The 27,000-nt window shown below is 45.4% G+C and carries 22 protein-coding genes and 2 pseudogenes; 22 read left to right on the top strand and 2 right to left on the bottom strand.

Annotated features, from left to right (window positions below; translation table 11 throughout):
• Positions 1-81 precede the first annotated feature (81 nt).
• The 18 genes and pseudogenes from C6P11_RS05345 to C6P11_RS05430 all read left to right on the top strand — a co-directional run bounded on the left by C6P11_RS05345 (position 82) and on the right by C6P11_RS05430 (position 18,346).
• Positions 82-1,227, top strand: a complete 1,146-nt coding sequence (locus C6P11_RS05345) for a DNA/RNA non-specific endonuclease (RefSeq protein ID WP_135519266.1) — start codon at positions 82-84, stop codon at positions 1,225-1,227.
• Positions 1,228-1,352: 125 nt separating this feature from the next.
• Positions 1,353-2,294 (top strand): riboflavin biosynthesis protein RibF, encoded by a 942-nt coding sequence (ribF, locus tag C6P11_RS05350; protein ID WP_135519269.1) that lies wholly within the window; start codon positions 1,353-1,355, stop codon positions 2,292-2,294.
• Positions 2,295-2,318: 24 nt separating this feature from the next.
• Positions 2,319-4,031, top strand: a complete 1,713-nt coding sequence (locus C6P11_RS05355) for an NFACT RNA binding domain-containing protein (protein WP_135519272.1) — start codon at positions 2,319-2,321, stop codon at positions 4,029-4,031.
• A 147-nt stretch (positions 4,032-4,178) separates the two neighbouring features.
• Positions 4,179-4,832 (top strand): copper homeostasis protein CutC, encoded by a 654-nt coding sequence (locus C6P11_RS05360; protein WP_135519275.1) that lies wholly within the window; start codon positions 4,179-4,181, stop codon positions 4,830-4,832.
• A gap of 76 nt (positions 4,833-4,908) precedes the next feature.
• Complete coding sequence (locus C6P11_RS05365; RefSeq protein ID WP_135519278.1) at positions 4,909-5,325, top strand: MarR family winged helix-turn-helix transcriptional regulator; 417 nt, start codon at positions 4,909-4,911, stop codon at positions 5,323-5,325.
• Positions 5,326-5,335: 10 nt separating this feature from the next.
• A pseudogene (locus tag C6P11_RS05370) lies at positions 5,336-6,629 on the top strand (alkaline phosphatase family protein).
• A 2-nt stretch (positions 6,630-6,631) separates the two neighbouring features.
• The gene (locus tag C6P11_RS05375; RefSeq protein ID WP_135519281.1) at positions 6,632-7,870 is read left to right on the top strand and encodes an MFS transporter; all 1,239 of its coding nucleotides are present in this window, start codon (positions 6,632-6,634) and stop codon (positions 7,868-7,870) included.
• Positions 7,871-7,887: 17 nt separating this feature from the next.
• On the top strand, positions 7,888-8,754 hold the full coding sequence (locus tag C6P11_RS05380) for a DegV family protein (RefSeq protein WP_135519284.1): 867 nt from the start codon (positions 7,888-7,890) through the stop codon (positions 8,752-8,754).
• A 164-nt stretch (positions 8,755-8,918) separates the two neighbouring features.
• Positions 8,919-9,764, top strand: coding sequence for a DegV family protein (locus C6P11_RS05385; protein WP_135519287.1), 846 nt, complete (start codon positions 8,919-8,921; stop codon positions 9,762-9,764).
• An 85-nt stretch (positions 9,765-9,849) separates the two neighbouring features.
• Positions 9,850-10,734 (top strand): GDSL-type esterase/lipase family protein, encoded by an 885-nt coding sequence (locus C6P11_RS05390; protein WP_135519290.1) that lies wholly within the window; start codon positions 9,850-9,852, stop codon positions 10,732-10,734.
• 1 nt (position 10,735) lies between these two features.
• Positions 10,736-11,350 (top strand): YpmS family protein, encoded by a 615-nt coding sequence (locus C6P11_RS05395; RefSeq protein WP_135519293.1) that lies wholly within the window; start codon positions 10,736-10,738, stop codon positions 11,348-11,350.
• Positions 11,350-11,571, top strand: coding sequence for a YozE family protein (locus C6P11_RS05400; protein WP_003607899.1), 222 nt, complete (start codon positions 11,350-11,352; stop codon positions 11,569-11,571). Before C6P11_RS05395 ends, C6P11_RS05400 begins: the two co-directional genes overlap by 1 nt.
• A gap of 45 nt (positions 11,572-11,616) precedes the next feature.
• Positions 11,617-12,495 carry a ribosome biogenesis GTPase YlqF gene (gene ylqF / locus C6P11_RS05405; RefSeq protein ID WP_135519296.1) on the top strand — a complete coding sequence of 293 codons (879 nt, stop codon included), beginning with the start codon at positions 11,617-11,619 and terminating at the stop codon, positions 12,493-12,495.
• The gene (locus tag C6P11_RS05410) at positions 12,482-13,246 is read left to right on the top strand and encodes a ribonuclease HII (protein WP_135519299.1); all 765 of its coding nucleotides are present in this window, start codon (positions 12,482-12,484) and stop codon (positions 13,244-13,246) included. Before ylqF ends, C6P11_RS05410 begins: the two co-directional genes overlap by 14 nt.
• Positions 13,247-13,513: 267 nt before the next feature.
• Positions 13,514-14,152: pseudogene (dprA, locus tag C6P11_RS05415) on the top strand (DNA-processing protein DprA).
• 141 nt (positions 14,153-14,293) lie between these two features.
• A complete protein-coding gene (gene topA / locus C6P11_RS05420) occupies positions 14,294-16,414 on the top strand; it encodes a type I DNA topoisomerase (RefSeq protein ID WP_135519302.1) in 2,121 nt (706 codons plus the stop codon).
• A gap of 2 nt (positions 16,415-16,416) precedes the next feature.
• Positions 16,417-17,337, top strand: a complete 921-nt coding sequence (xerC, locus tag C6P11_RS05425; protein ID WP_135519305.1) for a tyrosine recombinase XerC — start codon at positions 16,417-16,419, stop codon at positions 17,335-17,337.
• A 127-nt stretch (positions 17,338-17,464) separates the two neighbouring features.
• Entirely contained in the window at positions 17,465-18,346 is an 882-nt protein-coding gene (locus C6P11_RS05430; protein WP_135519308.1) for an aldose 1-epimerase family protein, read from the top strand.
• Positions 18,347-18,467: 121 nt separating this feature from the next.
• Here the strand turns inward: C6P11_RS05430 and plsY are convergent, their stop codons facing one another.
• Positions 18,468-19,097: a glycerol-3-phosphate 1-O-acyltransferase PlsY gene (gene plsY, locus C6P11_RS05435; protein ID WP_135519311.1), complete on the bottom strand. Its 630-nt coding sequence runs from the start codon at positions 19,095-19,097 to the stop codon at positions 18,468-18,470.
• 224 nt (positions 19,098-19,321) lie between these two features.
• Between plsY and parE the strand changes: the two genes are divergently transcribed.
• From parE to C6P11_RS05450, 3 genes are all read left to right on the top strand, one after another.
• Complete coding sequence (gene parE / locus C6P11_RS05440; protein ID WP_135519314.1) at positions 19,322-21,343, top strand: DNA topoisomerase IV subunit B; 2,022 nt, start codon at positions 19,322-19,324, stop codon at positions 21,341-21,343.
• A 17-nt stretch (positions 21,344-21,360) separates the two neighbouring features.
• Positions 21,361-23,820 (top strand): DNA topoisomerase IV subunit A, encoded by a 2,460-nt coding sequence (gene parC / locus C6P11_RS05445; RefSeq protein WP_135519317.1) that lies wholly within the window; start codon positions 21,361-21,363, stop codon positions 23,818-23,820.
• 146 nt (positions 23,821-23,966) lie between these two features.
• The gene (locus C6P11_RS05450; RefSeq protein ID WP_135519319.1) at positions 23,967-24,893 is read left to right on the top strand and encodes a manganese-dependent inorganic pyrophosphatase; all 927 of its coding nucleotides are present in this window, start codon (positions 23,967-23,969) and stop codon (positions 24,891-24,893) included.
• A 52-nt stretch (positions 24,894-24,945) separates the two neighbouring features.
• Here the strand turns inward: C6P11_RS05450 and C6P11_RS05455 are convergent, their stop codons facing one another.
• A complete protein-coding gene (locus tag C6P11_RS05455) occupies positions 24,946-25,566 on the bottom strand; it encodes a TrkA C-terminal domain-containing protein (protein ID WP_135519322.1) in 621 nt (206 codons plus the stop codon).
• A gap of 252 nt (positions 25,567-25,818) precedes the next feature.
• On the opposite strand from C6P11_RS05455, the gene C6P11_RS05460 reads away from it, so the two are divergent.
• Positions 25,819-26,997 (top strand): quaternary amine ABC transporter ATP-binding protein, encoded by a 1,179-nt coding sequence (locus tag C6P11_RS05460; protein ID WP_135519325.1) that lies wholly within the window; start codon positions 25,819-25,821, stop codon positions 26,995-26,997.
• Positions 26,998-27,000 lie beyond the last annotated feature (3 nt).

The following is a 27,000-nucleotide window of genomic DNA, read 5'->3' on the forward strand; positions in this document are numbered from 1 at the left end:
GACCATTTTATGAACGTCTGCATTTAGCAGACGTTTTTCTGTATACTTATCTTATGCAAAAATGCATAAGGAGTAAGGTATATGGGTAAGAAATTAAAGGTAGCAGGAATTGTTATCTTGGCACTGATGGGTATCAGTGCGCTTAGTGGTGGTTCAGACAAGTCGGATTCGGCTGATACAACAACGTCTTCGTCGGTGACATCACATAAAGTGGTGAAAAAGTCTTCTTCGAAGTCTTCATCTGAAACCTCATCATCTGCATCATCGTCAACGGAAAAGTCATCTTCAGTGGCGAGTTCAACGAGCAGTTCTGAAGCAAGTGATGCAACCAAGGGATTGGCGAAGGCTGATGATCATGGCCTAACGGGTGCGGTGCAACAGCCATTGGCGTATGCGACATCACGTCAAATGGTGATGCAACCGCTTGATCATTTGCACCGAGCAGTTGATAGTCACATTCAATTGTCGAATGATGAAGAACCAACTGCAAAGCGTGCGCCAAGTTTGTCATATGACCCGGTTGGTTGGCACAACTACAAGATGTACTATGGTGATGGTTCAAAGAGTGCTTGGTTAATGGCCCGTGGTCACTTGGTTGGTTACCAATTTTCAGGGTTGAATGATGAACCACGTAATTTGGTACCAGAGACGGCTTGGATGAATTCAGGGAACTATTCTGGTATGGACCAAGGTAATTCGGATAGCATGTTGTACTATGAGAACCAACTAGATAACTGGTTGGCCTTGCACCCAAATTATCGTTTGGATTATCAAGTAACCCCTTTGTATTCAGGGGATGAATTGTTGCCGCGTGAAGTACGTTTGGCATACGTTGGCTACGATCAAAATGGGCAAACCATTGAAATTCGCTTTGGTTCACAACATGAGACAAGCGGAAACGGTGGTGCAACAGTCGTTTATCTGGCTAACGTGAGCCCAAATGCAACGATTGACTACGCAACTGGTATGGCAACTGGTACGGTCGAAAAGGCTGCTGCTCCAGTCGCCGCTACACCGGTTGAATCAACGCAACCTGCGACACAACCAGCCACTCAGCCAGAAGCAGGGCAGGGCGACCGTGTTGTTTATGTGACCGGTGGTGGTTCAAGCAAGGTTTACTGGTATGGGACTGACCGCATGCCATCAAGTACGAACATGAATAACGTCGTGCAGATGACGGAAAATGAAGCGATTCAAGCGGGGAAGCGTCACAGTATGACAGAATAATAAATAAACGCTCATTCATTTATAAATAGCGTTAAATCAAGACTATTACTGACTAAACCCCGCCTAGTGCGGGGTTTTATGGTATGATAAGGGCATTGAAATTTTTGGATGTGAGGGCAGTTGAAATGGAAGTTATAACATTACATCACCCATTTGATAATGAGAAAATCGCTGATGAGCCAGTTGTGTTGGCAATGGGATTTTTTGACGGCGTTCATGCTGGTCACCGTGCGGTTATCAACCGCGCGCAAGTTGAAGCACAACGTCGTGGGGTGAAGTTGGCTGTGCTGACTTATGATCAACATGCGTCAATCGTGTTTAAGACGCATGATGCCCCACTCACTTATTTGACAACTTTGCCACGTAAGCTTGAGTTGTTGGTGTCGCTTGGTGTCGACATTGCTTATGTTGTGAACTTTACGTCAGCACTAGCTAAGGTTGCGCCACAAGATTTTGTTGATCAATATATGGTTGGGTTGCATGCCCAAGCAGTTGTAGCTGGGTTCGACCACACTTATGGGGCTCGTGATGCTGCAGCTGATATGGCGCACCTACCTGCTTATGCGCAAAACCGTTTTGATGTCATTGAAGTGGCTCGTGTTGATGTTGACGGTGAAGAAGGCGCTTCAACGCGTGCCCGTCAATTGGTCGATGCAGGCCGTGTGGACGAGCTGAACGATTTGTTGACGCAACCATATGAAACAACGGGTGTCGTGGTTCACGGTGAAGCACGTGGTCGTGAGATGGGCTATCCAACTGCGAATATTGAAACGACGCCGGGTGAGCGATTGCCTGGTATTGGTGTTTATACCGTTGAGCTACAAGTCGGTGAGCAATGGTATGGTGGTATGGCATCAATTGGTTACAACGTCACGTTTGGTGAGAATCGTCCTAAGACTGTTGAAATTAACTTGTTTGATTTTGCATCTGAAATCTATGGTGAGCATGTTAAGGTTCGTTGGCACCACTACATTCGTGGTGAAATGAAGTTTGATGGCATGGATGGACTAATCGCTAAGCTAGCGGATGACGAAACTGTCTCACGTCGCTTTTTAGCAGAACGTTAATCGAAAAAAGAAAGGGGACAAATCATGTCTTTTGATGGTCTCTTTACGCACGCAATGGTGCGAGAGTTGAATGAAACATTGGCTGGTGGTCGCATTATGAAGATTCACCAACCATATCCCAATGAAATTTTCTTGGTGATTCGTAATAATCGTACGAATTATCCAGTGCTTCTGAGTGCGCACCCTTCGTTTGCGCGTGCTCAAATTTCACGTATTAAGTACACGAATCCGCAAACAGCACCCAACTTCGCGATGATGTTGCGTAAGCACTTGGAAGGCGCACAATTGTTGCGTGTTGAACAAGTTGCAAACGACCGTATGATTAAGTTCACCACATCAGGCCGTAATGAATTGGGTGATGAAGAGAAGACGTCTTTGATTCTTGAAATGATGGGCCGTCACTCAAACTTGTTCTTGATTGATGATCCAACGCAACGCATTTTGGATTTGATTAAGCACGTGCCAGCGGATCAAAACCGTGTGCGCACGCTGATGCCTGGTGGTACGTATGTGATGCCACCAAAGCAAGATGTTGTGAACCCATATGAAACGTTGGATGGGTTAGCAAACTTGATTTTGGACAACCCCGACGTGGCTGATTTGGCCAAGGGAATCCAACACACCTTCCAAGGATTCGCCCGCGACTCAGCTTTGGAATTGGCTACTGTGCTACAACAAGAAGGCGATGCCATGAAGTTGGCACAAGACTGGTTTGCTCGCTTTGACAAGCCAGCGCCCCGTTTAATTTCAACTGATAAGGGCGTTGACTTTGCACCGTTTGATTGGCTGACACTGGCCGGGAATGTGGTGGAATACCCTACGCTTAGTGAAATGTTGGATGGTTACTTTGCTGAGAAGTCAGAGCGTGATCGTGTGCAACAACAAGCAGCGGTTGTTTTGCGTGTTGTTCGTAACGAATTGAAGAAGAACAAGACCAAGATTAAGAAGCAACAAGCTGAATTGGACGCAGCGGACAATGCTGATGAATTCAAGATTAAGGGTGAATTGTTGACGACATACATGCACCAAATCGAGCGTGGCATGACGTCAATTGAGTTGCCTAACTATTACGATGACAACAAGCCTTTGAAGATTGCGTTGTCTAACCAAATTGGTCCATCTCAGAATGCCCAAAAGTACTTTACGCGTTACAACAAGTTGAAGACGTCTGTTAAGTACCTAAATGAGCAAATTGCCATGGCACAAGAAGAAGTGGATTACTTTGAGAACTTGTTGGCCCAAATCGATATTGCATCGCCAAAGGATATTGAAGAAATTCGCCAAGAGTTGATTCAAGAAGGCTACATGCGTGTGCAAAGCAAGAAGAAGCAGAAGCCACAAGTTAGTCAACCTGAGAAGTTTTATGCTACGGATGGTACGTTGATTGAAGTTGGTAAGAACAACTTGCAAAATGAACGTTTGTCAATGAAGACAGCCGCTAAGTCTGATATTTGGTTGCACACGAAGGATATTCCTGGTTCTCACGTTATTATTCACGATGCTGAACCTTCTGAGGAAACGTTGCTTGAAGGCGCAATGTTGGCGGCCTATTTCTCAAAGGCCCGCGATTCAGCAAATGTACCGGTCGATTACTTGCCAGTTCGTCGTTTGCGTAAGCCAAATGGTTCAAAGCCTGGATTTGTTATTTTTGAAGGTCAAACAACGATGGCGGTGACGCCTGACTTTGCGATGGTTCAAAAGCTACGTCAAAACAAGCCAGTGCAAGCTCAAAATTAACAATAGTTAATAATAAAAGGCCGGATTCGCCGAAATCCAGCCTTTTATTGTGTCCTAAACATTAAGGGTCTCTTAATCAAGAATACAACTCTGTAATCATTGTCCCATTTTTAGTAAAATGGGAATTAGAATACAGAAGGGTGCGTCATGATTAAAGAAATTGCTTTAGCTGATTTGGACACAATGCGTGCAGCAATCGCCGCTGGTGTAAATCGCGTTGAATTGAATAGTCGTTTAGACTTAGGTGGCCTTACACCAGATGATGAGACAGTTGCGACAGCCGTTAAATTGGCCCAGGATGCTGACGTTGACTTAGTTGTCATGGTTCGTCCACGTGGCGGCGATTTTGATTATTCAGACGCCGAGATTAACACGATGCGCGAGTCACTGATTCATTTCCGGGCTTTGGGTGTCAAAATGGTGACATTTGGGGTTGTTGATCAAGAAAAGCGTTTGGCTCGTGACCGTATGGTGAAACTACTTGAGGCTGCTCTGCCAATGCAGGTGGTTTACCACATGGCGTTTGACGATATTAAGCCAGAGTGCCAGCCGCAAGCACTGCGCTGGTTGGCGAATTATGGCGTTGTACGCGTTTTGACGCACGGCAGTGATTTAGCGCAACCGATTACCGAAACGGTGGGGCATTTGAAGGACACCATCGCGCATGCACCAGCTGGATTGACGATTTTACCGGGTGGTGGGGTGACGTTCGAAAACGCAACTTGGTTGGCAGACGAGTTGCATGTGTCTGAATTACACGGCTCAAAGATTGTTTCATTAGTCGCGACAACCGCTTTGTAAACGTAAGTGCAGGCTTTTTGTCCCACATGTGTAATACAAAAAGCGTATAATTAGTTAGTTAAATCAGGAGGACGGCATGAAAACTGTCTTAGAAGCGTTACGCGATACCGAAAAACAATATAAATCCATTTTAACGAGAATCACGAAGGAACAAAGCGTTACCATTGCGGAATGGCAATTGTTGAACCATGTTTCTGAGGGGTTCGATACCCAAGATAAGCTTTCTGAGGAAACTGGCTTGGATAATTCAACATTGTCTCGTCAATTGAGCTCATTGTTGAAAAAGGAATTGGTATCAAATATTGCGGTGGGCCGTGATCGACGCCAATTGATTTATGAATTAACGCTTAAGGGGAGCGATGTGTTGACGGCTGTCAACCAACAACACACCCATTATGAGGAAACGATTTTTAAGTTGTGGTCGGCTGAAGAAAAAAGCATGGCTCGCATCCTATTGAATCGTTTGGAAAACTCATTAAGTAAGCAAATGTAGGAGGAAGAGCATGGCGAAGCATGCAGTTGTTATTTCTTTGGACGCACTTGGAAGCGCGGATTTGGCCGCACGATTGCAATTTTTGCCAAACATTGCAAGTTTAATCGCAGATGGTACGTGGGTTAAGGAAGTTAAGGGCGTTTATCCGTCAATTACCTATCCTTCACACATCAATCATCACGGGGACTTACCCAAAGTCGCACGGTGTGGTTAATGCGACGCTCATGCAACCAGAACGTGAATCACCAGATTGGTTCTGGTACGCAAAGCACATTAAGGTGCCAACGGTGTATGATTTGGCTCGTGAAGCCGGCATGACAACCGCTGCCTTTTTGTGGCCCGTAACGGCCGGCGCTAAGATTAACTGGAATATTGCTGAAATTTTCCCAAATCGTATTTGGACGAACCAATATACGACGTCACTACGCGCCAGTTCAACGTTGTTCTTGTTGCAAATGGATCGTAAGTTTGGACACTTGCGTAAGGGCATCCAGCAACCAGAACTAGATAATTTCATTACGGCAGCAGCAGTTGATACCATCAAGACAAAGAAGCCAAATTTGACGTTGATTCACTTGGTGGACATGGATTCACACCGTCACCGCTATGGCGTTCGTACACAACAAGCATGGGATGCTTTGGCTCGTTTGGACCAACACGTTGGTGATTTGATTCAAGCAACGAAGGATGCTGGCATTTTTAAAGACACGGATTTCATGGTCTTGGGTGACCACTACCAAATGAACGTGTCAAAGATGATTCACTTGAACATGTTGTTTGCTGATCGTGGTTGGCTTCGTGCAACGCACAATGGTCGCGTAGCCCGTAACTGGCAAGTACTTGCTAAGCACACAGACGGTGCAACATATGTGTACTTGAAGGATGCGAGTCTTTTGCAACAAGTGCAAAAGATGGTCAGTGAAGTCGAAGGTGTTAAGGCAGTCTACGATCACAGCGAACTCGTTGAGTTTGGGGCTGATCCGGAAGCATCTTTGATGGTGGAGGCAGAAAAGGGCTACTACTTCACCGACGAAACGCGTCGACCAGCAGTGGTTGAAGAAGTAACAAATGAAATGTTGGAACGTGGTGAAGTTGACCGTTACAAGGGAACTCACGGCTACCACCCAGACAATGAGGATTACACGACGACTCTTATTTTGAACGGACCTGACATTAAGGCTGGTCAAGAATTGGCGTTGGATATTGATTTAACGTCAGAGGGACCAACGATGGCTAAGTTGCTTGGCTTACAATTTAATACGCCAACTGCTGGTCATGTGATCGACGAGGCGTTTAAGGAGTAAGAATGAAGAAGCTTTTTAATAAAACTGAGTGGAGCTGGATCTTTTATGATTGGGCGAACTCAGCGTACGGCATCATCGTTGTAACGGCAGTGCTACCAATTTGGTTGACGTCAGTTGCAGCGAATGGTGGCATTTCAGCGACCCACGCAACCGCTTATTGGGGCTATGCCAATTCGGTTGCAACGCTTGCGGCCGCCGTTTTAGCGCCAATTTTGGGTGCTTTGGCTGATTTCCAAGGCATGAAGGGACGCTTGTTTTATATATTTACGGCATTGGGGATTGTCGGCACGCTCGGCTTAGCAGCCGTGCCAGCTGACAATCTTTTGTTATTGTTAGCAGTCTTTGTGTTATCATTTGTTGGGTACTCATCTGCTAATGTTTTTTATGACAGTTACATCACAGATATCACGACACCAGATCGAATGGATCGGGTTAGTTCTGCTGGTTATGGATTTGGGTACTTGGGAGGCCTTGTGCCGTTCATTATCTTTATGATTGGACGTGGCTTCCTATCAGCGCACGGCGTTGTTATTTTTGCGTTTGTGTTGTCAGCTATTTGGTGGTTCGTGTTTACCGTGCCATTCGTTAAGAATGTGCGCCAGGTTTATGCCTTGCCAGCAAATGACCACCCGGTTCGATCGGCCGTTCGACGTTTGGGTGAAACCATTCGTGATTTGCGCCATTATCCTGTTTTGTCAGGATTCCTTTTGGCTTATTTCTTCTACATTGACGGGGTGAACACCATTTTCACAATGGCGTCTTCATTCGCGTTGGCAATTGGCATTCCAAGCAGTCAACTAATTGTTGTCTTGTTGGCGGTGCAACTAATTGCCTTTCCATTTTCAATTGTGTACGGCTGGTTAGCCGATCGCTTTGGTAATCGTAATATTTTGATTATGGGGATGCTGATTTATATCGGTATTACATTATTTGCAATTTTTATTAATCACCCTAATCAATTTTGGTTGCTAGCGTTTGGTGTCGGCTCATCACAAGGTGGGATGCAAGCCTTGTCGCGTTCGTACTTAGGACAAATTATTCCTAAAGAACGTAGTAGTGAGTTTTTTGGGTTCTTTAATATCTTTGGAAAGTTTTCAGCGATTATTGGACTAGCTATTTTCGGAATTGTGTCACAGGTGACGGGACGCGTGCAATTTGCCGCTGGCACACTGTCAGTTCTGTTCGTGATTGGCTTGATTATTTTTGTGCGTTTGCCAAAGAACATTACAACTAACAATTAATTTGAGAGGATTTTGAGATGAAAATTGCGATTGTAACGGATTCAACGGCTTATCTAAGTCGAGATGAAGTGGTTGCGCTAGACATTAAGGTGATGCCAATTCCGGTTATTATCGACGGCACAGTCTACCGCGAAGGGGTTGATTTGACCACTTCTGAATTTTATGAAAAGTTGGCTACGTCAGAGACGTTCCCTTCAACGTCACAACCGGCTGTTGGGGAATGGATTACATTGTTTGAGTCGTTGAAGGCGGATGGTTACGATGGTGCAATCGTCGTTAACTTGGCTTCAACGATCTCAGGAACCGTTAACACGGTTGCTGGCTTGGCTGATGCTGTAGATGACTTTACGGTTTACGGCTATGATTCAAAGATTACCGTACGTTTGATGGGTCACTTGGTTATGAAGGCAGCGCAAATGGCGCAAGCTGGAGCTGAGCCTGCTGACATCATTGCGACGATGGACGAGTTGCAACAAACGATGGACGAATACTTCATTGTGGATGATTTGCAAAACTTGGTACGCGGTGGTCGTTTGTCAAACGCATCAGCGATCATCGGAACAATGTTGAAGGTCAAGCCTATTTTGACATTTGATAATGAGTCAAACTACATTGTGCCATTCGAAAAGGTGCGCTCCATGAAGAAGGCCATGGCGTATGCGGAAGAGTTGTTCGATCAAGCGCGTGCAAACTCTAAGTATCCATTGCGTGCAATGGTTATTCACGCGAATGCTGAAGAAGCAGGAGCTGCTTGGCGTGAAGATTTGCAACAACGCCACCCAGATATGCCAATTGAATTGACGTACTTTGGCCCAGTTATCGGAACTCACTTGGGTGCTGGTGCCTTGGCTTTGGCTTGGATTCGCGAACCGGATTCACTATAAACAATATTTTTTGAGGGCAGTTGTCATTGGTGGCAGCTGCCTTTAGCATCTAGTGCACAATACTAGATAACATGTTGTGCCACTTGAGTATCTTGAATTATCGGCATGATAATGAGATAATATAGGCACATTAAATTATTTACAAAAAACGGGGAATTAAAAACATGGCCCAAGTTAAAATTGTCACTGACTCAACAGCAATGTTGACGCCTAAAGAAGTTGCACAATACGATGTTAAGGTAGTTCCTTTGGGAATTATGATTGATGGCACGGTCTACCAAGATGGTGTGACATTGTCACCGGTTGAATTCATGGATAAGATGGCGGCAGCCGAGAATTTGCCACAAACATCACAACCTTCATTGGGTGTGTTTACAGAAGTCTACGAGTCATTGGTTGGCGATGATGTTCAAATCATTTCAATTCACTTGACGAAGGGCTTGTCAGGTACTGCTGATGCAGCCCGACAAGCAGCGATGATGGTTGAAGGTGACATTACTGTCCTTGATTCAGACTTTATCGATCGCGCGCTTGGCTTCCAAGTGCTAGCAGCTGCTAAGATGGCTGCTGAGGGGGCCTCAAAGGAAGATATTCTTGCAGAAATCAAGCGTGTGCACGACAATACACAATTGTATTTGACGGTGTCAAACCTTGATAACCTAGTTGCGGGTGGTCGCTTGTCAAAGACGGCCGGTTTCATCGCTGGTGTTTTGAACGTCAAGATTGGTGCGCACATCGAACAAGGCAATATCAATGTTGAAGTTAAGGGGCGTGGTGCTAAGTCAACGCGTGCTTACTTGAAGAGCATTGTTGAGCAAATGCAAGCTGCACCAAACGGTATCGAAGCAATTGGTATTTCTCACGCTGGTATTCCAGTTGAGGCACAAGAATTGGCTGATAAGGTTAATGAAATCTTCCCAGACATTAAGATTGTTGTGCAACAAACGTCACCAACTGTGTCAACGCACACCGGCGCTGGCGCAATTGGTTTCAGTTACCAAGTGAAGTAGTAAAAAATTAGCGTTTCGTCCCCGGGCGGAACGCTTTTTCTATGGTAAAATAGTAAGTCGAAGCTTTGTTAAGGAGGTGAGCAGAGTGCAACGCAAATTTAAAGCGATGGCCGCAACACTTATAGTAGCGACCGGTTTTGGAACTTTGAGTGCCAGCGTGCCAGCTTATGCTGCTAACAAGCAAACGGTTAAATTGGTCGCCGTTGGTGATTCCTTAACGGAAGGTGTTGGTGATACCACTAAGCAACAAGGATACACAAAGCGAACAGCAAAATTATTGACTGACAAGTACGATGTGAAAGTTAAGACCGCCTATTATGGTAAGGCGGGTGATCGTTCGGATCAAATTTTGAAGCGCGTTAAAAAGAATAAACAGGCCGTATCAGACATTAAATCCGCAGATGTGTTGGTGATGACGGTTGGCGGTAACGACTTACAACAAACCCTGTTTAAAGCGATTTTCGCAAGGTCTGAGCGGGACGTTACGGACAAGGTGACGGCCAGTATGCCAGATTACACCGAAAATTTAACGAAACTCATTAACTATCTCGAAAAGAAGAATCCCGACGCGCCGATATTCTTGTTTGGCAATTACAACCCGTTATATGTTTATTTGGCTAACCGTTCGGACTTGAATGATGATGTCAAAATTTATAATGGCATCAATGCCAATCTTGCATCGGCTGATGATCGTGTTTATTATGTGTCAACATTTAATACGCTGACGTACGGTCAATATCAAACATCAGCAGCTCGTAAAAAGCTGGCTGCTGAGGCTGAAAAGGCCAACCGTGGCTCACTCAATAATGAGATGGTTACGGATACGCTGAATGGTAAAAGCGATAAAGAGTTGAATGATTACATTACGACGCTTGATCACTATCACCCTAACGATAAGGGGTATGACAAAATGAGTGCGCTGCTAGTAAAGCGCATGGCAAAGCACACTGAAGATTGGTTGGAGAAGTAACATGGAACCACGTAAAGTGACACGTTTTGGCGTGGTAATGCCATCTCGTGAACGTGTTCAAGGCATCATTACCGGAATCGGAATCACGTTGGTCGCATTGGTCGCGCTTGTGATTGTGTTGATTCTATTGCCGCAGGATCGCACTGAAGTAACGGATACTAAGCCGCAAATTGGCCAAGCGTCATTTACGGTTGCGGTAGATCGCAAAGAACTCAATGCGATTGTTGAACAGTATTTGAATAACGACCCGGCTTTGAAGGACAAATTCCGTTTTGAGATGACAAAGTCAGGTATGATGGTGTATGGTACGTACAAGCTCCTGGGCCAGAACGTTGATTTTGGGATGAAGATGGTGCCTGAAGTTACCAAGAACGGTGGCATTCTGCTCCACGCGAAGTCAGTGGCGGTTGGTCAACTACCATTGCCTGTGAAGTATGTTATGGGTTATCTTGGTAACATGGTCGATTTGCCGAAGTGGTTAACCATCGACACATCAGAACAAACGATTTTGATTGATCTCGGAAAAACGCCGAAAGTGCAGGGGATGCGCGTGAAAGCGGTGACGATTGATCCGGCTAAGGACAAGTTTTTATTCCGTGGAGGATATAGCAAATAATGCGACGCCCATTTTTTTCGTGGTTGATGACCCAACGCAATCCAATGACTTTTGACGAAGTTCAGACGTTTGCGAATGCGGCCTTCTACGACCAACAATTTCCTAAGCAAGCGGAAGATTTTGATGAATTATCACGTTACTTAGAAGAAAACGCGTCTTACCTACACAGTATGTCAGTTTTTGACGAAGCGTGGACGCGTTACTTAGCATCAGAAGATTAAGACGGTTTCGGCCGTCATACATAAGCACCCGAAAGGAAGAACCTTATGGCTCAAATTATTCAATGGTTCCCTGGTCACATGGCCAAAGCCTTCCGACTAATGCGCGAAAATTTAAAGTATGTTGATATTGTGTTTGAATTGGTTGATGCTCGCATCCCAGTTTCATCACGTAACCCAGAACTAGATGAGGTCTTGGGTCAAAAGCCTCGTTTGTTGGTTATGACAAAGACCGACTTGGCTGATCCAGAACGTACGAAGGCTTGGAAGAAGTACTTCGAAGCTCAAGGGATGGAAGTTGTGACTTTGGACACACGTGGTCACAAGACGCCCCAAATTATGACGAAGGCTGCCCGCAAGGTGTTAGCTGACAAGTGGGCTGCCCTAGAAGAAAAGGGTGTTAAGGACAAGCCAATCCGTGCGTTGGTTGCTGGTATTCCAAACGTTGGTAAGTCAACGCTTTTGAATCACTTGGTGACGAAGAACGTTGCCATCACCGGTGACCGTCCAGGTGTGACGAAGAAGTTGCAATGGTTGAAGACGCCAACGAACTTGGAGCTATTGGACACGCCTGGTGTGCTTTGGCCAAAGTTTGAGGACCAACGTGTTGGTGAGCACTTGGCGATGACTGGAGCCATTAAGGATCAATTGATCAACCAAGATGACATCGCCTTGGCAACGTTGAAGTTTATGCGCGAGTATAACCCAGCAGCCATTATTGCCCGTTACCACTTGCCAGAAGATGCCTGGGATAACAATACAGACGTTGAGTTGTTGTTGCTTATCACGCAAAAGCTTGGCTTTAAGGATGACTACGATCGTGCATCAGAGCGTTTGTTGATTGATTTGCGTCGCGGTAAGTTGGGTGAATACACGGTTGAAATGCCTGAGGACAACATTGGGGTTGTACAAGATGACCAAGCCTGAGACAATCGCAGCCATTAAGGTGGCGTTGCAAGGCGATGTCGCACCAGAACAGTTGGCTATTTGGCGCGCGGATGAACGTTCTGGTGTCCAGAAACTGCTAGTGAGTTACGATAAACGGTTGGCTAAACAAGCTGCCCAAGCGCAGGCTTTTTCAGAACGCCTAACGTTTGAGCGAGATGCCTGGCAGAATGGTCTTGTTTTGGCGGGTGTTGATGAAGTTGGCCGTGGCCCCTTGGCTGGTCCCGTGGTTGCAGCAGCTGCCGTCATTGATGACTCGTTTGACCTGATTGCAGTGCATGATTCAAAGCAACTGTCTGAAAAGGCGCGTTTGGCACTTGATCAAGACATCAAGGATAAAGTGGTTGCGTATGCCTTTGGGGTTGTTGATGCTGAACAAATCGACGAAATCAACATCTATGAGGCGTCACGTGTGGCGATGAAGCAGGCAATCGAAAACTTGTCGGTACAAGTTGATGGATTACTGATTGATGCGATGACGGTTGATTTGCCACTGCCCCAAGAAAAGTTAATCAAAGGGGATGACCGCAGTATTTCAATCGGGGCGGCTTCTATTCTTGCGAAGAATTTTCGTGATGAATTGATGGCAGCTTATGCGATTGATTATCCGGGCTACGGCTTTGAACATAACGCTGGCTACGGAACCGCTGAACATTTGGCTGGTTTGGAAATGAATGGCGTGACACCTATTCACCGCAAAACATTTGCACCAGTTAAAAATTATTTGGATTAAAATTGGAAAAATCACGTTGTTTCAGCTCTTTCTTACTAGGAGGATGCTATGAAACAACGTGATTTTTTATTATGGTTATTGCTGGTCCCTGGTGTTGGAATTGTTGGCAGAACGCATATTTGGCAATATATGATTGCGCACGGCGTAAATGAACTTTCGATAAACGAGGTCCATCAATTAGCAGGAGTTCCGGTGCAGCAACGTGCTAGCAGTCGCGCCTTTTGCCAATCGGATGTCGCCAGGTCACAATTGGAAAAGCTTAAAATGATGGATTATGTCACGATTGCTGACGATGATTATCCAAACTGGTTAGCGGAAATTGATTGTCCGCCAGTGGTGTTGTTTTACAAAGGGAATCTTTCGTTTGCACGTTATCCGGGCGTTGCGATTGTCGGCACTCGCGAAATGTCGACGTATGGGGAACAAATTGTTAAAGGGTTTGTGCCGACATTCGTTGAAGCAGGGATTATAACGATATCTGGTTTAGCAAGCGGTATTGATGAAGCCGTTCATCGCGAAACGTTAGCTCATCACGGCGCGACGGTCGGTGTTATTGGGACAGGACTTGATGTTGCGTATCCGCGTCGCCGGGATAGTTGACAAAGCCAGGTGGCTGACGCTGGCGTTGTTGTGTCGGAATATTTGCCGTGGGTCGGACCGGCTAAACATCAATTTCCGGAACGTAATCGCATTATTGCCGGACTGTGTGCGGCATGCTTAGTAGTGGAAGCCAAAAATCGTTCGGGTTCTTTAATCACGGCTAATCAGGCGTTGGCTGCAAATCGGGATATTTATGCAGTGCCAGGTCGAATCGATACGACACTTTCTAGTGGGACAAATGCCTTAATCTCTGCCGGCGCAATACCTGCATTATCCCCGGCAGATATCATCCGAAATTCCTTCTGAATTTGTTAAATGGTGCACATACGAAACGGTTGTTATTTGTCAAAGTCTAGACTGGTAGTGTATAGTACATTATTGTTAAAGCATAATACTTACTGTATATAGTAGAAAACAGAAAAATCTAAAAGAAAGAGGTCCACGCACATGGCAGAAACAACTGAAAAGAAGCCAGCAAAGAAGCGTGCGACGGCTTCAAAGACCAAGTCTAAGGCTAAGCCAAAGAAGAACCTAGTTATCGTTGAGTCACCATCAAAGGCCAAGACGATTGAAAAGTACTTGGGAAGTTCTTATAAGGTCGTTGCAAGTATTGGTCACATCCGCGACTTGCCTAAGTCAACGATGGGTGTCGATATTGAAAATAATTATGAACCTAAATACATCAACATCCGCGGAAAAGGGGATGTGATTAAGGGTTTGAAGAAGGAAGCTAAGGCAGCTAAGCACGTTTACCTCGCATCCGACCCGGATCGTGAAGGAGAAGCAATTGCTTGGCACTTGTCACATATTCTTGACTTGGACTTAGACGCCGGCGAAAACCGTGTTGTCTTCAATGAAATTACCAAGAATGCCGTTAAGGATGCCTTTAAGCAACCACGTAAGATCAACATGGATTTGGTTGATGCGCAACAAGCACGTCGTGTCCTTGATCGTTTGGTAGGTTACTCAATCTCACCAATCTTGTGGAAGAAGGTTAAGAAGGGGTTGTCAGCTGGACGTGTGCAATCAGTCGCATTGGGATTGGTTATTGCGCGTGAGAACGAAATTCAAGCCTTCCAACCAGATGAATACTGGACGTTGGATTCAGAATTCAAGAAGGATAAGACCAAGTTTAAGGCGGTCTTCTACGGCGTTGATGGTAAGAAGACGGAGTTGCCGGATAACGATGCGGTTCAAGATGTGATGAAGCGCCTTGATCAAAAGGGTGACTTTGATATCACAAAGGTTGAAGCGAAGGAACGTAAGCGTAACCCACAACCAGCCTTCACAACGTCAACGATGCAACAGACGGCGAATACGCAATTGAACTTCCGTACGCGTAAGACGATGATGGCTGCGCAACAGTTGTACGAAGGTATCAACTTGGGCGGTAAAGAAGGTAGTGTTGGACTGATTACGTATATGCGTACTGATTCGACGCGTATTTCTGAAATCGCTAAGGCGGACGCTTCAACGTTCATCCATGAAGAATATGGTGCCGAGTATGCGGCAACAAAGCCAGTTCAAGGTAAGCAACAAGAAGGTGCTCAAGACGCCCACGAAGCCATTCGTCCAACGTCTGTCTTCCGTACGCCAGCTTCAATCAAGGATAAGTTGACGAATGATCAATTTAAGTTGTATCAATTGATTTGGTCACGTTTTGTGGCTAGTCAAATGACGCCAGAAATCTTGGACACGATGGCTGTCACGATTGAGCAAAACGGGGTAATGTTCCGTGCTAATGGTTCAAAGACTAAGTTTGCTGGATTTACCAAGGCTTATCCAGCAGCTAAGGAAAAGGACAACAAGTTGCCTGAATTAGCAGTTGGCGATTTGGTACAAATGGCAAAGACATCACCTGAACAACACTTTACGCAACCACCTGCTCGTTATACCGAAGCTGCTTTGGTTAAGGCGCTGGAAGAAAATGGTGTTGGTCGTCCATCAACGTATGCTGCTACAATTGAGACGATTCAAAAGCGTGGTTACGTGCATATTGATGCGAAGAAGTTCGTGCCAACTGAATTGGGTGAATTAGTTCAAAACACGGTGCAAGAATTCTTCCCGGATGTCACGAACATCAAGTTTACCGCCCAAGTCGAAACCGATTTGGATAACGTTGAAAACGGTAAGGAAAACTGGGTGAAGGTCATCGATGACTTCTTTAAGCCATTCTCACAAGAGCTTGAAAAGGCTGAAGTGGAGATGGAAAAGATCGTCTTGAAGGATCGCTTGGCTGGCTTTAACTGTGATGTCTGTGGTGCACCGATGCTTGAAAAGATGGGACGCTATGGTAAGTTCTACGCTTGTTCACGCTTCCCTGATTGCCGTAACACGCAAACGATTGTTGAAGAAATCGGTCTTGGTTGCCCTAAGTGTGGTATCGGACAAATTGTTGAACGCAAGACCAAGCGTGGTCGTACGTTCTACGGTTGCTCACGTTACCCAGATTGTGATTTCGTATCATGGGACAAGCCAACTGAAAAGACGCGTGCCGATGGTACAACGCCAAAGGATGACGAAGAAGTTTCAGATAAGGCTGAGAAGCAAGAAACTGAGAAGGCATAAGGATGGCAGATACGGCGAAATTAACCGGGTTGTTTTTGGACTACTTACGTGTTGAACGCCAGTATTCAGATGACACCCAAAAGGCTTACCGGTCAGATATTAACGAGTTTGAACGCTTCTTAATAGAGACTGGCGATCAGGAAACGGTTGATATTACAGCCGTTGATCAATATGATGTGCGTGTTTACTTATCAGCCCTTTATGAAAAAGGGGATGTGAGTCGGACAATTGCACGCAAAGTGAGCTCGTTACGTGCCTTTTATCAGTTCTTGGAACGCAATGAATTTGTGACCAGTAATCCATTTGCTGGTGTGCAACTGAAAAAAGCGGGACGGCATTTGCCACGATACTTTTACGAAAAAGAGTTAAACAAGTTGTTTGAAGTGGTGATGGGAGATACAAGTCTCCTGGGATTACGTAATCGGCTGTTGCTGGAAATTTTGTACGGTACCGGGGCGCGTGTTTCCGAAGTTGCAGGGTTGACGTTGGGGATGATTGACCAACAGGCGCGCATCATTACCATCACTGGTAAGGGAAATAAGACGCGCATTGTGCCATACGGTCAGTATGCAGCTGATTCATTGGCAGTTTACTTAACTGATGCGCGACCAGCATTGCTGGCAAAGTCCGACACGGTTCATGACCAGCTATTCGTTAACCAACGTGGTCAAGCACTGACGACGAGCGGGATTGGGTATATCCTTAAGCAGCTCGCCAAAAAGGCAGGACTGACACAGGTTGTGTCGGCGCACATGTTCCGGCATACGTTTGCCACTGACTTATTGAATAATGGTGCTGATTTACGTACCGTGCAACAATTGCTCGGCCACAGTAGTCTCAGCACAACCCAAATATATACCCACGTTACAACAGATGCCTTGCAGAAAAGTTATCGTGACTTTTTCCCACGTGCAACTGAGTAACTGAATTAGAGGCTTGCGCAAGTGGGCCTCTTTTTTGCATACAAAATTCATGGTTCTTGAATAGAAAAGCATGCTTATATTTGTTATAATTGAAATATTGGAAAACGCTTACAGGAGGCACAGTGGCATGTCAGTCAAGTTAGAGAATGATAATATTACGGTCGTTATTTCAGAAATGGGAGCTGAATTAACGAGTGTTACGAACAAGGAAAGAGGTTTGGAATACATGTGGACGGCCGACCCTAATTTCTGGGGTCGTCACGCACCTAATTTGTTCCCGGTCGTTGGCCGCCTTCGTGGTGATCGTTACAAGTATCGCGATAAGACTTACTTCATGGCGCAACACGGAGTTGCCCGTGATAATGAATTCGATTTGGTTGAAAAGACGGCCACGACAGCTCACTTCCGTTTGGTTGATAATGAAGAGTCATTTTCAATTTACCCATTCCACTTCCAATTTGACGTTTTGTACCGTCTCACTGAGCAAGATACACTTGGTATTGCGTATGTTGTGACGAACACGGATACGCATGACATCTACTTCTCAGTTGGTGGACACCCAGGCTTCCGTGCACCACTTGAAGAAGGTGAGAAGTTTACGGACTACTACATCAATGTTGAACCACAACGCAAGTATCAACGTGCCAAGTTGGTTGGCCCATATTTGGACAACAACTTGGAATCAACGTTTGATTCACGCATTCCATTGCGTTTGCGTCGTGATGACTACAAGGACGACGCGATTATTTTGCGTTTGGATCAAAATCCCGTTTCAATTGTTTTGGCAAAGTTGAACGAGTCGCATGGTGTGACGATGCACATTCAAAATGCTAAGTATGTGGGCATTTGGACACCATATGCCAAGGAAGCGCCGTTTGTGGCAATCGAGCCATGGTGGGGTATTGCTGACACGGTTGATGCCGACGGTGAGTTGCGTCACAAGTTTGGTATTAATACACTTGCACCAGCTCAAACATTTACGGGTTCATATTCACTAACATTTTTCTAATCAGCAATTTATTTAGTCTTGCTACATGGTGGCAAGGTTTTTTATTATAGTGTTGACACAGGGTGCATAATAAAAAAACACGACTACGAATTGTAGCCGTGTTTCAAATGCATAATTGAAGTTAGTTTTTTGATTGGCTGCGCCAGTAACCAAGGCCCCAGTGCACCATTGATTCAGTACCGTTTTTAATGCGGACAATGTTCTCACGGTGACGGTAGAATACAAAAATCGTCAAAGCAAAGGCGATGATTGATAGCAGCCAGTCATGCAACCAGAAGATTGATAGTAGCGTTACCAGTGTGAAACCAATCATTGAAGCCATTGATACCATGCTTGTTAGCAAGATAACCGTTAGGAAAATCGCAAAGGCAATCACAAACATAGTAGGGGTATACATCAACAGCACACCCATTGAGGTTGCGACGGCCTTGCCACCCTTAAAGCCAATCCACATTGAGAATGTGTGACCAAGAATGGCTCCAAGACCGACCACCATCACTGTCCAAGCGGGCGCTGGACCCCAGATGTAAGCCATTAGGGCACCAACAGACCCCTTGAAGATATCAAGTAATAGCACGGCAATGCCGGCACGGGTACCCAATACACGGAATGTATTGGTTGTGCCGATGTTTCCTGAGCCCAGCTTTAGGATGTTCTTCTTATAGAACAACATGCCAATCCAGTAACCGAATGGCATTGATCCAAAAAAGTAGGCCAGCAAAAAACTTATGACAAAATGAAAAATCGTCAAGATAAATACTCCTTATAAAATAGTATTAAATAGAATAATTGCTATCTGTTTCAAATAACAGAACAGTTAATATATTACCACGATTGAAACATCTGTTACCTTTAAATTTATTTAATACTATTGCAACCAGAGCCTTTGTTGGGCTATTATGAAGAACGGAACGCTTTGAAAAAGAAATTTTTCACGTAAGACGACAGATTAAAAAAGCAAGAAGGGAAGCGTCCATGGCAAACAAGAATACTTATTCGGATGATTCCATTACAGTCCTTGAAGGATTGGAGGCGGTTCGCAAGCGACCAGGAATGTACATCGGTTCAACTGATGGCAAAGGCTTGCACCACTTGGTTTATGAAATTTTTGACAACGCAGTCGACGAAGCATTGGCTGGGTTTGGTGATGAAATTAATGTGACGATTCACGCGGACAACGCAATTACGGTTGTCGATCACGGTCGTGGTATGCCGGTCGGGATGCACGCTTCAGGAAAGCCAACCCCCGAAGTTATCTTGACGGTGCTCCACGCTGGTGGAAAGTTTGGTCAAGGTGGCTACAAGACGTCTGGTGGTTTGCACGGTGTTGGATCATCAGTTGTTAACGCCTTGTCAACGAGTTTAACGGTTACGATTGTCCGTGACGGTCAAAAGTACCAAGAGCACTTTATTAACGGTGGTCACCCAGATGGTACGTTGAACAAGCTTGGTAAGACGAAGGAATCAAATGGTACGACGGTAACGTTTAAGCCAGATCCTGCGATTTTCTCAACGACAATTTATAACTTTGATGTTTTGGCCGAGCGTTTGCGTGAATCAGCCTTTTTGTTGCGTGATGTTAAGATTACGTTGACTGATGAACGTGCTGGCCAAGAACGTTCAGAAGAATACCACTATCCAGAGGGTATTAAGGCATTTGTTAGTTACTTGAACGAAGATAAAGACACACTAGGCGACATCATGTACTTTGATGGTTTTGCCCAAGGTGTCGAGGTTGAAGTGGCTGCCCAATACAACGACGGTTACTCAGAAACAACGATGTCATTTGTTAACAACGTTCGTACACCAGATGGTGGAACCCACGAAGCTGGTTTGCGCTCAGCATGGACGAAGGCGTTCAATGAGTACGCCCGCAAGGTAAACTTGTTGAAGGATAAGGACAAGAATCTAGAAGGTTCTGACGTTCGTGAAGGGCTTTCAGCAGTTATTTCATTGCGCATTCCTGAAGAATTGTTGCAATTCGAAGGTCAAACCAAGGATAAGTTGGGAACGCCTGAAGCTCGTTCAATCGTTGATAGCGTTGTGTCTGAACAACTTGGCTTCTACTTGATGGAAAATGGTGAATTCTCACAAAGTTTGATTCGTAAGGCCTTGCGTGCCCGTGAGGCCCGTGAAGCTGCCCGTAAGGCTCGTGAAGAAGCGCGTTCAGGTAAGAAGAAGGGTAAGACGGAACGTTTGCTATCAGGTAAGCTAACGCCGGCCCAATCTAAGAATGCCGCACAAAACGAATTGTTCCTGGTTGAGGGTGATTCAGCCGGTGGTTCAGCTAAGCAAGGTCGTGACCGTAAGTTCCAAGCCATCCTACCATTGCGTGGTAAGGTTTTGAACACGGAGAAGGCTAAGCTAGCTGACATCATGAAGAACGAAGAAATCTCAACCATTATCTACACGATTGGTGCTGGCGTTGGCCCTGAGTTTAATGTCGATGACGCCAACTACGATAAGGTTATTATCATGACCGACGCGGACGATGATGGTGCTCACATTCAAACGTTGTTGTTGACGTTCTTCTACAAGTACATGCGCCCATTGATTGACGCTGGTAAGGTTTATATTGCTTTGCCACCGCTATACATGTTGCGTAAGGGAACTGGTAAGAAGCAATCAATCGAGTACGCTTGGACTGATTCACAATTGGCCGAGGCCGAAAAGAAGATTGGTCGTGGGTACACATTGCAACGATTCAAGGGTCTTGGTGAGATGAACGCCGAGCAACTTTGGGCAACGACAATGGATCCCGCACAACGTACCCTAATTCGTGTCACGATTGACGACGCCATGTTGGCTGAAAAGCGCGTGACGACGTTGATGGGTGATAAGGTTGAACCGCGTCGTAAGTGGATTGAGGCTAACGTAGCCTTTACCTTGGCTGAAGAAGGTAACACTTTGCTTGAAGAAGATACAGAAGTTGCTGAACCAGCAACCGAGGCAGAAGATGATTTTGTTGCGCCAGTCATTGAAACTTGGCAAGACTAGAAGGGATTTGAAACTGAATGGTTGAAGTAGGAAACATTCAAGAGCTCAGCCTAGAAGCGGTGATGGGTGACCGATTTGGTCGTTATTCAAAGTACATCATTCAAGAACGTGCTTTGCCAGACATCCGTGACGGTTTGAAGCCCGTACAACGTCGTATTTTGTATGCGATGAACAAAGATGGTAATACCTATGACAAGCAATTCCGTAAGTCAGCTAAGTCTGTCGGAAACGTCATGGGTAATTTCCACCCGCACGGTGACTCATCAATTTATGAGGCACTTGTGCGTATGTCACAAGATTGGAAGTTGCGTGCACCACTGATTGAAATGCACGGAAACAATGGTTCAATCGATAATGATCCGCCTGCTGCAATGCGTTATACCGAGGCACGTTTGTCAAAGTTGGCTGGTGAAATGCTCCGCGATTTGGATAAAGAGACCGTTGAAATGGTTCTTAACTTCGATGACACGGAATATGAGCCAACGGTTCTACCGGCTCACTTCCCAAATCTATTGGTGAACGGGGCAACAGGTATTTCAGCCGGTTATGCGACGGATATTCCACCGCACAACTTGGGTGAAGTAATTGATGCGTTGGTTTACTTGCTAGCGCACCCTAAGGCGTCTTTGGATGATTTGATGCAATTCGTTGTGGGACCTGATTTCCCAACGGGTGGTATTATCCAAGGTGCCGATGGTATCCGTTCAGCTTATGAAAACGGTCGTGGTCGCATTATTGTGCGTTCAAAGACTGAGATTAAGCCATTGAAGGGTGGTAAGTCTCAAATTGAGGTTTCAGAGATTCCATACGAAGTGAACAAGGCAGCCTTGGTTAAGAAGATTGATGAAATCCGCCTAAACAAGGACGTTGCCGGCATTACGGAAGTGCGTGATGAATCTGACCGTGAAGGATTATCAATTGCTATCGAATTGAACAAGGACGCCAATGCAGAGGGTATTTTGGCCTACTTGTTCAAGAAGACAGACTTGCAAGTGACGTACAACTTCAACATGGTTGCCATTCACAACCAACGCCCTGAACGTGTTGGCTTGAAGACGGCGTTGCAAGCCTTCTTGGAACACCAAGTTGAAATTATTACGAAGCGTACGCAATTTAATTTGAAGAAGGCCCAAGCTCGTCAACACATCGTGACTGGTTTGATTAAGGCCCTTTCAATCTTGGATGAAGTGATTGCCACAATCCGCGGTTCTAAGGATCGTAAGGATGCTAAGCAAAACTTGATTGATAGCTATGACTTCACGGAGCCACAAGCTGAAGCCATCGTGATGTTGCAATTGTACCGTTTGACGAATACCGACGTGACACAATTGCAAGCTGAGTTTGAAGACTTGGCGCAAAAGATTGCGAACTACAACGAAATTTTGTCAGACCCTAAGGCGTTGCGTAAGGTCTTGAAGGCTGAACTACAAGCCATCAAGAAGGAATACAACACGCCACGTCGTACGTCAATCGAAGCCGAAGTGCAAGAATTGAAGATTGACCAAACAGTGACGGTTGCTGACGAAGATGTTGTGATGCTTGTGTCACGTGCTGGTTACGTTAAGCGTGCTTCAGTACGTTCTTACACGGCATCCGGTGACGAGAATGGCCTACGTGATGATGATGAACCAGTATTTGTTGAAAAGGTGAATACGCTACAACACGCGTTTATCTTCACAAACAAGGGTAATGTGATTTATCGTCCAGTCCACGAATTGCCTGAGTTTAAGTGGAAGGATTCCGGCGAACACTTGTCACAAACCATTACTGGCTTGGCCAATGATGAAGTTGTGATTGATGTACGTATCATGGCATCTGTCGATGATATGGCTGGTGAATGGGTAGTGGCAACTAGTGACGGTTTGATTAAGCGCACGCCGTTTGCTGATTTGGCGCCACGTAGTACCTACAAGAAGAAGGCAACCATGTTAATCAAGCTTAAGAGCGATGATGCAACGATTGTCGGCTTGGAATTGATTGATGACAAGAAGCTAGTTGGAAAGTCAGTCGTGCTAGCTTCAGAAAATGCGATGGGACTTCGTTATTCACTTGATGAAGTCCCAACAACTGGTAACCGAACAGCTGGTGTTAAGGCAATGAACCTTGAAGCTGGTGACCGTGTGGTTAAGATGGCTGTTGCAACTGATAAGCAAGCGATTGCGGTTGTCTCAAACCGTGGGGCTTTCAAGTGGATGCCAGTTACTGAAATTTCAGCAACGAGTCGCGGACGTAAGGGTGTCGCGATTATGCGTGAGTTGAAGAAGGATCCACATCGTATCGCAGCGATGATGGTCGTTGATGCACATGAGCCAACACCATTAACGGTGATGACGGATCGCGACAAGCAATTCGACATTTCACCAAAGGATCACCCAATGGGTCAACGTTACAGCAATGGTAGCTTTATCATTGACGTCGAAGCGGCTGGTACACCAGTTCGCATGCATGCCTACGTGCAACCATTGGTTTTGAATTAAAAACGTTAAACACACCGTTAGCACTGTGCTGATGGTGTGTTTTTGCATCCAAAGCGATACTTTTTCACCAATTTACGTGCCTACACCATAAAAATGTTGTATAGTTAATACATTGAAATAACAAAAAGAAATTGGAGATTTATCTGATGGCTAAGATGTTGGTTTTCGGACACCAAAACCCTGACACAGACACGATTGCTTCAGCATTCGCTGCGTCATACTTGTTGAACAAGGCATACAATCAAGACACTGAAGCAGTGGCTTTGGGTACGCCTAACGCAGAAACGCAATTCGCATTGAACTACTTTAAGGTTGACGCTCCTCGCGTAATCGAGTCAGCTGACACTGAAGAAGTAGTTTTGGTTGACCACAACGAGGCCGCACAATCAGTTGCTAACATTGCTGACGTAACTGTTTACGGTGTATACGATCACCACAAGATTAACTTCTCATCAGCTGTACCTTTGTACTTCATCAACAAGCCTTGGGGTTCTGTAGCAACTGTTTTGTACTACGAATTCCAAACGCTTAACGTTGAAATTCCTGCAGAAATCGCTGGTATGATGGCATCAGCTATCATCTCTGACACGTTGTTGTTGAAGAGCCCAACGACGACGCCAATGGACAAGCCTGCTTTGGAAGCTTTGGCTAAGATTGCTGGTTTGGAAGACTACGAAGCATACGGTTTGGAAATGTTGAAGGCCGGTACTGACTTGTCATCACGTTCAGCTAAGGAATTGATTGACGGCGACGCTAAGTCATTCGAATTGAATGGTTCAACGGTTCGCATCGGTCAAGTTAACACGGTTGACGTTGAAGATGTCTTCTCACGCCGTGATGAAGTTGTTGCAGCCATGGAAGCTGAATTGGCTGAAGAAGGTTACAACACATTTGTCTTTGTTGTTACGAACATCTTGGACTCAGATTCAGATATCTTGGTCTTGGGTGACAACTTGGATAAGGTTGAAGCAGCCTTTGACGTGAAGTTGGCCGATGGCCGTGCTTCATTGCCAGGTGTTGTGTCACGTAAGAAGCAAGTGGTTCCTCCACTTACTGACGCGTTCAACGCATAATTAAATACAAACAGAAAAGACGAACAAAAATTTTATTTCTTGCTCGTCTTTTTTAGTTGCTGTAGAAAAAGTTATAAACGTTTTGGACGCTGTTTTCATCCCCAACAAAGTAAAGCGTATCACCTTGATGGATTTTGGCATACGGGCCAGGTGAGATGACCAGCTTGTCCTCATGCGAAATGCCAACCAAAGTTGTGCCAGTTTGATGCCAAAAATTCAGTTCACTCAATGATTTTTCAAATAACGTGGATGGCTCTGTTAATGCCAACTCAAAGGGCGTCAACGGGTTATGTTGTTGGTAGTGTTGTGATTGATCCACAAACCGGTGTAAATCCTTACTCAAAGCATCTAAACCGGCCTGCTGGGCCTTAATTTGCTCTGTGAGCGATAGTTGAAGGTCTTGTAGCCCGTTGACCTCTGTTTCGCTCTCAACGAATTTCTGGGCCTTCTGGCGAGATAGGACCTTAGCGCCACTACCATGGGTGGTTTCCACGATGCCTAAGTCACCGAGTACACTAATCGCGCGACGGACAGTTTCTGATGATACGCCAAATGTCGTTGCTAAGGTTGAGCGGGCGTGAATTTTATCGCCGACCTTGAGTTGGTTAGCGCTAATTTGCTCAGCGATGCGTAATGCAATGACACGATAGCGAGGCTGCTTTAGTCCGGCCATAATATCCCTCCAAATTTAGAATACATAATTAAGATAAGCATATCATATTCGCTGATAATGCGTTGATAAGAAACAATCAATTATTAATTGGTAGACCTACTTGTAAGCCTATCAAATTGGGGTGTGTCCCGTTTTCGGTACACGTTGGTCTACATAAATAAATTTGACGCAAGTGACAACTTCATGTTTACAATAGGGTTGTCACTTATCGAAAGTGAGAGAAATTCGATCAAGTAGGAGGAATATGAAGATATGGCTAAGGTGGAAATTGAACATCTTACCAAGATTTTTGGGAAACGTGTTAAGCCGGCCTTGCAAATGGTCCAGCAGCAAGCTTCTAAAACAGAAATCTTGAAAAAGACAGGTGCGACAGTTGGTGTCTATGACGCGAACTTGTCCATCGAAGAGGGAGAAATTTTTGTCATCATGGGATTATCAGGATCGGGTAAGTCAACGCTTATTCGATTGTTGAATCGCTTGATTGAGCCCACATCAGGGTCAATCAAAATTGATGGTGAAGATATCTCAACGATGTCAAAGGAACAATTATTGGAAGTACGTCGTAAGAAAATGAGTATGGTGTTCCAAAGCTTCGGCTTGTTTCCACACCGTACGATTTTAGAAAATACGGAGTACGGTCTCGAGGTGCAAGGTGTGCCAAAGGAAGAACGGCGTGAACGAGCTGAGAAGGCACTTGATAATGCCAATTTGTTGGCGTTTAAGGACCAATATCCTAATCAACTTTCAGGTGGGATGCAACAACGTGTTGGGTTGGCCCGTGCGTTGGCAAATAACCCTGAAATCCTGCTAATGGATGAGGCTTTCTCAGCACTTGACCCCTTGATTCGTCGTGATATGCAAGATGAGTTGTTGGATTTGCAAGCAAATGCGAGTCAAACAATTATCTTTATTTCCCACGATCTGAACGAGGCCCTCCGCATTGGTGATCGCATTGCCATTATGAAGGATGGACAAATTCAACAAGTCGGTACTGGAGAGGAAATTTTGACTGCGCCGGCTAACGATTATGTCCGTGCGTTTATCGAAGATGTCGACCGTTCAAAGGTGTTAACGGCTGAACGTATTATGATTCCACCAATTACAACGAACATTGATGTTGATGGACCAGCAGTGGCATTGAAGAAGATGCGTACTGAAGAAGTGAGTGGGTTGGTCGCTGTTGATCGTCGTCGTCATTTCCAAGGATTCATCAGCAGTGAGGACGCCTTGCGTGCTCGTCGTGAAAACATTGGGTTGCGTGACGTCATGACAGAAATGCCAACAGTTGCCCGTGATATGTTGGTGGCTGACATTATGCCACTGATTTATGATGCACCGACGCCACTGGCGGTAGTAGACAATGGCCGTTTGCTTGGCGTTATCATTCGTGGTCGCGTCCTAGAAGCGTTGTCTGAAACGGAGGTACAATAGTTA

The organism is Weissella confusa (genome assembly GCF_004766315.1).
In the GTDB taxonomy this organism is placed as follows: domain Bacteria; phylum Bacillota; class Bacilli; order Lactobacillales; family Lactobacillaceae; genus Weissella; species Weissella confusa_A.